Origin of the sequence: Mycobacterium sp., from assembly GCF_052143115.1 — a bacterium.
In the GTDB taxonomy this organism is placed as follows: Bacteria; Actinomycetota; Actinomycetes; order Mycobacteriales; family Mycobacteriaceae; genus Mycobacterium.
In genome coordinates this window covers 20,210-28,764 of the sequence record NZ_JBKQTQ010000182.1, presented here as the reverse complement: position 1 = coordinate 28,764, position 8,555 = coordinate 20,210, and the positions used below count along the sequence as shown (strand labels likewise).

The following is an 8,555-nucleotide window of genomic DNA, read 5'->3' as shown; positions in this document are numbered from 1 at the left end:
CCGAGATCAGCCAGACCGACCCCACGGGGGTCGGCGACGCCTTCCGGGCCGGATTCCTCACGGGCCGCAGCGCGGGTCTCAGCCTGGAGCGTTCCGCGCAGCTGGGCTCGCTCGTCGCCGTGCTGGTGCTGGAGTCGACGGGAACCCAGGAGTGGACCTGGGACCACGAGATCGCGGCGACCCGGCTGGCCGGCGCCTACGGCGACGACGCCTCCGCCGAGATCAGCGCCGTGCTGGCCTGAATTCTGCTCGCCCGCTCGCCGTCAGAGCTGGACCGGGTAGTGCGGCTCGCTGATCTGCGGCACCACGCTGCCCTCGACGAAGATGGCGTGCCAAAGCATGAAGATCAGCACGGTCCACAGCCGGCGGCTGTGGTCACTGGCGCCGCTTCGGTGCTCGTCGAGCATGCGGCGCACGGCGGCTGGGTCGACAAAGTCGACCAATGAACTGGCCTGCGACGAGTCCACCAACGCGTAGGCCCACTCCAGCAGTTCGCCCGCCCTCAGCCAATGCCGGATCGGCACCGGGAACCCGAGCTTGGGCCGGTGCAGCACATGCGCCGGAACGATGGGCTCCAGCGCGCGCCGCAACGCGTACTTGGTGGTCGTGCGGGTGATCTTCGCCTCTACCGGCAACCGCGAGGCGACGGCGAACACCTCCGGGTCCAGGAACGGCACCCGAAGCTCCAGTGAGTTGGCCATCGTCATCTTGTCGGCCTTGACCAGAATGTCGCCGCGCAGCCAGGTGAACAGGTCGATGTGTTGCATACGAGCCACCGGGTCCCAGTCCGCTGATTCGGCGTACAGCGGTTCCGTCACGTCGGTATGCGTCCAATCCGGCCGGAACCCGGGCAACACGTCCTGCAGCTGCGCGTCGGAGAAGCTGCGCGCGTTGCCGTAGTAACGCTGCTGAAGCGTCAGCGATCCGCGGTGCAGCAGGCTTTTGCCGCGCATGCCGTCCGGCAGGGGTTTGGACAACGTTCCCATCGAGCGTCGCAGCGGCCCGGGCAGATAGTCGAAAGGCTTGAGCGACAACGGCTCCCGGTAGATGGTGTACCCGCCGAAAAGCTCGTCGGCGCCCTCCCCGGAGAGCACCACCTTGACGTGCTTTCGCGCCTCGCGGGCGACGAAGAAGAGTGGCACCAGCGCAGGGTCGGCCACCGGCTCGTCGAGATACCACACGATCTCGGGTAAGGCGGCGACGAACTCGTCGGGAGCCACCACCTTGGCGACGTGCCGCGCACCGATCGCTTCCGCCGATGCCACCGCGACGTCGATCTCGGAGAATCCCTCACGCTCGAACCCGGTGGTGAAGGTGATCAGCCGGGGGTTGTGCCGGATGGCCAGCGCCGCGATTGCCGTCGAGTCGATGCCACCCGACAGAAAGGCGCCGACAGTCACGTCGGCGCGCATGTGCTTGGCCACAGAATCCTCCAGCACCGCGGTGATCTCGTCGTAGCGAGCCTGCTCGGTGTCCCGGGTAATCGGTGTCGCGGCGAAGCGCGGCACGAAGTAGCGAGTCGTGTCCGGTGCGGCTGTACCAGGACGAATCCGCGCATAACAGCCGGACTCGAGCCGGCGCATGCCGCGGTGCAGGGTCTCGGGTTCGGGCACATACTGCAGCACCGTGTAGTGCTGTACAGCGCGCAAATCGATGGCTGTGTCGAAACCGATCACGTCGGCCAGTTCCAGCAGGCATTTCTTTTCGCTGGCTACCGCGGTGCCGCCGGTTCCGGTCGCCATGAACAACGGTTTGATGCCGAAAGGGTCACGGGCGCAGAATAATTCGCCGACGACGTCGTCCCACAGCGCGAAGGCGAACATGCCCCGCAGCCGGGTCAGGGCGTCGGCGCCCCAGTAGTGATAGGCGGCGACGATGGCCTCACCGTCGCCGTCGGTGGCGAAGACGGCGCCGTGCCGCTCGGCGAGCTCGGCCCGCAGCTCCAGGTAGTTGTAAATCTCGCCGTTGAACACCAACTCATACCGGCCCGGGCTTTCCGGTGGCCCCCAGCGCAGCGGTTGATGCGAGTGGGCGATGTCGATGATGGACAGCCGGTTGAAGCCGAACACGACGGTCCCGGCGGGATCGGCCCAGGTGCCCGGCTCGTCGGGTCCACGGTGGCGCATCAGGTGCGATGCGCGGGCGACGGCGTCGGCCGTAGCGCGGGCACCGCTCGACGAGTCACCGCCGGCCGCAGCGCTCACGAAGGCCAGCAGTCCACACATCGCGCCCAGTATGCCGCAACGCGGCAAGGTCGGAGCTGCCGCAGGTCGCGGGCCGGCCGGCGGTCGGGGGGCGGGCGCGGGGGCTCCGACACGGCTTGATTACCTGGCGTGGTCTACGCTGCGTAGTATTCGACATGCTTGCTGTCGGTCCCAGCTTGTGATTCAGGAGGAGCCACGGTGACACCTCGCGGACCAGGCCGTTCGCAGGGCTTGTTGGGAAGCCGCTCCGCAGGCTCCCGCCGGCTTCGACTGCTGGTTTTGGCCGGCCTGCTCGGCACGCTGGCGGTCACGCTGAGCGGATGCAGTTGGTCGGAGGTCTTGGGCATGGGCTGGCCGAGGGGCATCACCCCGGAGGCCGACTACAACCGGCAGCTGTGGGTCGGCGCAGTGATCGCATCCCTGGTGGTCGGCGCGATCGTCTGGGGCCTGATCTTCTGGACCAGCGCTTTTCACCGCTGGAAACCCACCGACACCGAATTGCCCCGCCAGTTCGGCTACAACATGCCGCTGGAGCTGGTGCTGACCGTGACGCCGTTCCTGATCATCTCGGTGCTGTTCTACTTCACCGTGGTGGTGCAGGAGAAGATGCTGCACCTGGCGTCCGACCCGGAGGTCGTGGTCGACGTCACGTCGTTCCAGTGGAACTGGAAGTTCGGTTACCAGAAGGTCGATTTCAAGGACGCCACGCTCAATTTTGACGGAGCCGACCCGGCCCGCAAAGCGGCAATGGTCTCCAAATCGGAAGCCCAGAACAAGCAGGGTGAGGAGATTCCCGGTCCCGACCATGGAATCACCATGCAAGACCGCAGCTATCTGAACTACGACAAGGTCGAGACGGTGGGTACCAGCACCGAGATCCCAGTACTGGTGCTGCCTGCGGGCAAGCGCATCGAGTTCCAGCTGGCCTCCGCCGACGTCGTCCACGCTTTCTGGGTGCCGGAGTTCCTGTTCAAGCGGGACGTGATGCCCTATCCGCATGAAAACCATTCGGTGAACGTCTTCCAGGTCGCTGACATCAACCAGACCGGGGCATTCGTGGGTCGCTGCGCCGAAATGTGCGGCACCTATCACTCGATGATGAACTTCGAGGTCCGGGTGGTGCAGCCCAACGACTTCAAGGCCTACCTGCAGCAGCGGATCGCCGGTAAGACCAATGCCCAGGCCTTGCAGGCGATCGCCCAGTCGCCGGTCGCGGTCACCACTCACCCGTTCGAGACCCGCCGCGGCGAGCGTGCGCCCCAAGCGAGTAACTAGGAAGCCCCCATGCATATCGAAGCCAGGCTGTACGAATTCGTGGCCGCGTTCTTCGTGTTCTGCACGGTGCTTTACGCCGTGCTGACCAGCTTGTTCGCCACCGGGGGCATCGAGTGGGCCGGCACTACGGCGCTGGCGCTGACCTCTGGAATGGCGCTGATCGTGGCGACGTTCTTCCGCTTCGTGGCACGCCGGCTCGACACCCGCCCCGAGGATTACGAGGGCGCTGAGATCAGCGACGGCGCAGGCGAACTGGGTTTTTTCAGCCCGCATAGCTGGTGGCCGATTCTGATCGCGCTGTCCGGCTCGGTAACCGCGGTCGGCATTGCGTTGTGGCTGCCGTGGTTGATCGTCGCCGGGGTGGTGTTTGTCCTGAGCTCGGCGGCCGGGTTGGTCTTCGAGTACTACCTCGGTCCGGAGAAGCACTAGTCGGCGCCCGCAAAGGTCACAATCAGGGCATCAGTTGATCCGTGACCCGTTCACCGAGAATGCCGCGCAGGTAACGGTTGGGTAGGGTTTCCGAGGCACAATGAGGAACATCGGAGCGCGCGCTCAACAACACAGCCCCGGTGCTGCGCGCGTCGGTGAAGTAGTCGGACAGGACAGGCAAACATGAGCGGGCCCAATCCACCAGGACCGGAGTCCGAAGAAGTGGAACCCGGAGTCGAGCCCAGCGAAGGCGACACCGAATTCGAAGAGGGCGGCAGCGAATTCGGCGAGAAGTTGACCGGGGACGGGACCGAACAGGACGGCGAGACAGCCCGGACCGATATCTATTCGCGGGCTTACTCGGCTCCGGAGTCCGAACACGTCACCAGCGGCCCGTATGTGCCCGCCGACCTGGACCTCTACGACTACGACAGGTACGACGAGCTAGCCGACGAAGACGCCACGGCGCCACGCTGGCCGTGGATCGTCGGCATTGCCGCGATTGCCGCCGCGATCGCCCTGGTGGTGTCGGTGTCGCTGCTGTTCGCTCGCACCGGTACCAACCAGATGGCGACACCCAGCACTGCGCCCACATCGACGCCGCCGATGCAGGACGAGATCATCGTCACCACACCGCCACCCGCGCCGCTTCCGCCGCCGCCGACCAGCGTCCCGCCACCACCACCGCCGCCGCAGACCAGCGAGGCTCCGCCACCGCCGCCTCCGCCGCCGACCGAGGCACCGCCGCCACCGCCTGCTCCTGCACCGGCCCCTGCACCGGCGCCCCCCGCCGCGGCGCCGCCGCCCGCGGGCGCCCCTCCCGCAGCACCCCGGCAGGTCACCTACTCGGTGACCGGCAGCAAGGCGCCGTTTGACCAGATCACGATCACCTATACCGACGCCTCTGGAATGCGACGGATCCTGAACAACGTCTACATCCCGTGGACCCTCACGCTGACACCGATCTCGCAGTCCGATGTCGGTTCGGTCGAGGCGTCCAGCTTGCTGCGGTTGAGCAAGCTCAACTGCTCGATCACCACCAGCGACGGCAAGGTGTTGTCATCGAACGAAAACAACCAGCCGCAGACGAACTGCTGATGGTCGACCGGTACTCCCAAGTCTGGGGCGCGCGGGGCAAGATCGCGCCCGTTACCGCCGATCGCATACTGGTTGGGTCGTGCGCCGTCGTCTGGCTGGCGTTGGTGGGGATGAGCGTGGCGGCCATCGTCGCGCTGACGGACCTCGGCCGGGGCTTCCACGACCCGAAAGGGAACCCGCACACCTCGTCGGTGCTCTACGCGATCATCGTCATCTCCGCGCTGATCATCTTGGCGTCGATTCCGATGCTGCTGCGTGCCCGTCGCACCACGCGGGACGGGCCGCTCACGCGATCGGCGAGGGCGACAGCACGCACAACGAGTGGGCAGCCCATCAGGGCCGAGCACACGCCTGCGCCGACGATCACGGGGCAGGGCCATACCGAGCGGTTGACCACGCTACGGCCGGCCTTGTCGGACGCGGCAGTGGACCGCGTCTGGCTGCGCGGCACCGCCGCTTTGATGATCACCATAGGGGTAGCGCTGCTCGCGGTCGCGGTGGCCACCTACCTGATGGCCATCGGCCACGATGCCTTCTCGTGGACCAGCTACGGGATCGCCGGCTTCGTCACGCTGATCATGCCGTTGGTGCCGTGGCAACAGCTGCGCCAGCTACGCCGCACGCTCGCCGCATAACCGTCCAAGCGGTTCGCTGCTAGTGGTGGCCGTTCGATGAGCCGTTGCTGCCGTCCTGGTGCTCCCGCAGTGCGGTGAGGGCGCGTTGTTCGGCGGCGTGGTGGGCCTCGGAGAGCGCGGCGTCTTCGGACGCGGGGTCGGCGAACAGGAAGCTGCCCGAGCCCGGTGAGCCGCCAGAGCCGAGCTTGTTCATCTTGACCGGTACCGCGGCGCCTTGGTATTCCAGCGGCACGGGGTGGCCGTGGTCGTCGACGGGGCCCAGTGGCTGGTGTAGTTCGATGTAGGCGCCGTCTGGCAGGCGTTTGATGATCCCGGTTTCGATGCCGTGCTCGAGGATGGCGCGGTCGCTGCGTTGCAGGCCGATGGCCCATCGGTAGGTGATGAAGTAGACGAACGGCGGCAGCACGATCATGCCGATGCGCCCGATCCAGGTCGTCGCGTTGAGCGAGATGTGGAATTTCCAGGCGATGACGTCGTTCATCGCGCTAAGGGTGAGCACCATGTAGAAGGCGATCGCCATGGCTCCGATCGCGGTGCGTACCGGCACATCACGCGGGCGCTGCAGCAGGTTGTGGTGGGCGTAGTCACCGCTGAACCGCTTCTCCAGGAACGGGTAGATAATCAGCAGCGCGAAAACCAGGCCCATGATTATCGCGACCCAGACCACCGCGGGGATGGTGTGGTGGCCGATGTAGAACTCCCACGACGGCCAGATACGGGCCAGGCCTTCGGTCCACATCATGTAGAAGTCGGGCTGGCTGCCTGCTGAAACTTGAGATGGCTTGTAGGGACCCAGGTTCCAGATCGGGTTGATCTGCAGCAGGCCACCCATCAGGCCGAGAATCCCGGTGGTCAGCGCGAAGAAGGCGCCTGATTTGACGGCGAATATCGGCATCACTCGCACGCCGACGACATTGTGCTCGGTCCGTCCGGGGCCGGGGAACTGGGTGTGCTTCTGGAACCACACGAACGCCAGGTGTGCGCCGATCAGCGCCAGCATGATCCCCGGCAGCAGCAGGATGTGCAGCCCGTACAGGCGCGGGATGATGTAGCCGGCCGCGGTGCAGTTGTCTCCCACACCGCCGCAGGGGAAGTCACCGCCAAACAGGGCCCAGTGCAGCCAGGTGCCGATCACCGGCATTCCCAGCGTGATTGAGGAGAGTGCGGCACGCAGGCCGATGCCTGACAAGAGGTCGTCGGGCAGCGAGTAGCCGAAGTAGCCCTCGAACATGGACAGGATCAGCAGCAGTGAACCGATGACCCAGTTGGCTTCGCGGGGCCGCCGGAACGCACCGGTGAAGAAGATACGGGCCAGGTGCACCATGATCGCGGCGGAGAACATCAGCGCGGCCCAGTGGTGCACCTGGCGGACGAACAGGCCGCCGCGCACCTCGAAGCTGATGTCGAGTGTGGACGCGTAGGCCTTCGACATTTCCACGCCGCGCAGCGGCTGGTAGGCGCCGTTGTAGGTGACGTCGTTCATGGAGGGGTCGAAGAACAGCGTGAGGTAGACGCCGGTCAACAGCAGGATGATGAAGCTGTACATCGCGATCTCACCGAGCAGGAACGACCAGTGCGTCGGGAACACCTTGTTGAGTTGGCGGCGCACCGCAGCCGAGGGGTGATAGCGGGTGTCGATATCCTCGGCCTGGCGGGTCAGGACGTCACCGATCTGGGGCGGTTTGGGCGGACTCAGTTTTGGACTCATGATGTTGTGCGCTCCCAAAATGCCGGTCCGACAGGCTCGATGAAGTCGCCGTTGGCGACGAGGTACCCGTCGGCGTCAATGGTGAGGGGCAGCTGTGCCAACGCGCGCGCGGCCGGCCCGAAAATCGGTGTGGCGTAATGCAATGCGTCGAACTGCGACTGGTGGCATGGGCACAGGATGCGATAGGACTGCTGCTCGTAAAGCGATGAGGGACAACCCAGGTGCGAGCAGACCTTGGTGAAGGCGAACAGCTCACCGAAGTTGAAGCTCTCCTGGCCTTTTCGCTTCACTACCCGCGACATGTCGGCGGGCTTGATGCGGATCAGCATCACCGGGTTGCGGACGGCGGTCAGGATGGCTGTCAGCTTTTCGTGTGATTCCACCGTGGTGCCGTCACCGTCGGACTCGCGCCACGGGAAGACCGTCTCCATGCCGCCGGCTTCGATGTCTTCGGGCCGCATCTTGACGAATGGCGCTCCTAGGCTTTCGCCGGTGGACCGGGCCACGTGGATCGTCTCGCCGTGATAGCGCGGCGTCCAGCCCGAGGTCCACAGCACGGCTTTCTTGCCGTCGGCGGTCTGCACCACCGGTTTCCACGGGTTCTCGATAAGGCCGCCGGCAAATGCCACCAGAGTGCCGAGCCCGAATGCGCCGAGCCCGGCGCCCAGCGACAGGCCGATCAGTTTGCGGCGCCGCAGCGTCGAACCCTCGAACGCGTCGGTCAGGTTGGCGGCCACGGTCTTGCGGTCGATCTCGGCAGACCCGGAGCCGGCGCCGTCGTGGCGGTCCTGAATCGAAATCTCTTCGGGGATGAACTTTTTCTGGAAGAGCACCGCGCCCACGGCGATGCACAGAACGGACAGCCCGAAAGTCAGGCCGTAGAGCGGGGTAGTCAGGGAGTACAAGAAGCTGCCCTGGGCTCCATGCGGTTTGTACTCCCACGGCCAGAACAGAAAAACGACCAGCAGCGCGAACCCGAAGAACCCGCCCAGCAAAAGCCATGTCGCGACGAGGCGTTCGGCCCGCTTCTCGGCCTTGGTGCCGGCAACCGGCCACCGCGGCTCCTTGTAGACGGTCTCCACGCCATCGATCCGGCCGCCGAGAACGACGAGTTCGTCACGCGACATGGCGTTCAGTTCGGCATCGGTGGGCTGGCCGGTGCCTTTCGCGTCGTCACTCATTGTGCGCCGCTCCTCCTCATCGCTT

The 8,555-nt window shown here is 65.6% G+C and carries 8 protein-coding genes; 5 read left to right on the top strand and 3 right to left on the bottom strand.

Going from position 1 to position 8,555, the window contains the following annotated elements:
* On the top strand, positions 1-242 hold a 242-nt coding region (locus ACLQI9_RS18970; RefSeq protein ID WP_442391995.1), incomplete at its 5' end, for a PfkB family carbohydrate kinase.
* 21 nt (positions 243-263) lie between these two features.
* Here ACLQI9_RS18970 and asnB read toward each other — a convergent pair.
* Complete coding sequence (gene asnB, locus ACLQI9_RS18965; protein ID WP_442391994.1) at positions 264-2,225, bottom strand: asparagine synthase (glutamine-hydrolyzing); 1,962 nt, start codon at positions 2,223-2,225, stop codon at positions 264-266.
* A gap of 177 nt (positions 2,226-2,402) precedes the next feature.
* Here asnB and ctaC point away from each other — a divergent pair, with 177 nt between their 5' ends.
* The 4 genes from ctaC (at position 2,403) to ACLQI9_RS18945 (ending at position 5,641) form a co-directional block, all read left to right on the top strand.
* A complete protein-coding gene (gene ctaC / locus ACLQI9_RS18960) occupies positions 2,403-3,479 on the top strand; it encodes an aa3-type cytochrome oxidase subunit II (RefSeq protein ID WP_442381916.1) in 1,077 nt (358 codons plus the stop codon).
* 9 nt (positions 3,480-3,488) lie between these two features.
* The gene (locus ACLQI9_RS18955) at positions 3,489-3,908 is read left to right on the top strand and encodes a cytochrome c oxidase subunit 4 (protein WP_442381914.1); all 420 of its coding nucleotides are present in this window, start codon (positions 3,489-3,491) and stop codon (positions 3,906-3,908) included.
* A gap of 183 nt (positions 3,909-4,091) precedes the next feature.
* Positions 4,092-5,006, top strand: coding sequence for an MmpS family transport accessory protein (locus ACLQI9_RS18950; RefSeq protein ID WP_442381912.1), 915 nt, complete (start codon positions 4,092-4,094; stop codon positions 5,004-5,006).
* Positions 5,006-5,641: a DUF2561 family protein gene (locus ACLQI9_RS18945; RefSeq protein ID WP_442381910.1), complete on the top strand. Its 636-nt coding sequence runs from the start codon at positions 5,006-5,008 to the stop codon at positions 5,639-5,641. Before ACLQI9_RS18950 ends, ACLQI9_RS18945 begins: the two co-directional genes overlap by 1 nt.
* Before the next feature lie 19 nt (positions 5,642-5,660).
* Here ACLQI9_RS18945 and qcrB read toward each other — a convergent pair whose 3' ends face one another.
* Together qcrB and qcrA are read right to left on the bottom strand one after the other, a co-directional pair.
* On the bottom strand, positions 5,661-7,349 hold the full coding sequence (qcrB, locus tag ACLQI9_RS18940; protein ID WP_442381908.1) for a cytochrome bc1 complex cytochrome b subunit: 1,689 nt from the start codon (positions 7,347-7,349) through the stop codon (positions 5,661-5,663).
* Positions 7,346-8,530 carry a cytochrome bc1 complex Rieske iron-sulfur subunit gene (gene qcrA / locus ACLQI9_RS18935; protein WP_442381906.1) on the bottom strand — a complete coding sequence of 395 codons (1,185 nt, stop codon included), beginning with the start codon at positions 8,528-8,530 and terminating at the stop codon, positions 7,346-7,348. The genes qcrB and qcrA overlap by 4 nt, the downstream gene beginning before the upstream one ends.
* Positions 8,531-8,555: the final 25 nt, after the last annotated feature.

Bases quoted from the DNA above. Each gene is read 5' to 3' on its own strand.
- asnB (WP_442391994.1), bottom strand. From the start codon at position 2,225: ATGTGTGGACTGCTGGCCTTCGTGAGCGCTGCGGCCGGCGGTGACTCG.
- ACLQI9_RS18955 (WP_442381914.1), top strand. From the start codon at position 3,489: ATGCATATCGAAGCCAGGCTGTACGAATTCGTGGCCGCGTTCTTCGTG.
- ACLQI9_RS18950 (WP_442381912.1), top strand. From the start codon at position 4,092: ATGAGCGGGCCCAATCCACCAGGACCGGAGTCCGAAGAAGTGGAACCC.
- ACLQI9_RS18945 (WP_442381910.1), top strand. From the start codon at position 5,006: ATGGTCGACCGGTACTCCCAAGTCTGGGGCGCGCGGGGCAAGATCGCG.
- qcrB (WP_442381908.1), bottom strand. From the start codon at position 7,349: ATGAGTCCAAAACTGAGTCCGCCCAAACCGCCCCAGATCGGTGACGTC.
- qcrA (WP_442381906.1), bottom strand. From the start codon at position 8,530: ATGAGTGACGACGCGAAAGGCACCGGCCAGCCCACCGATGCCGAACTG.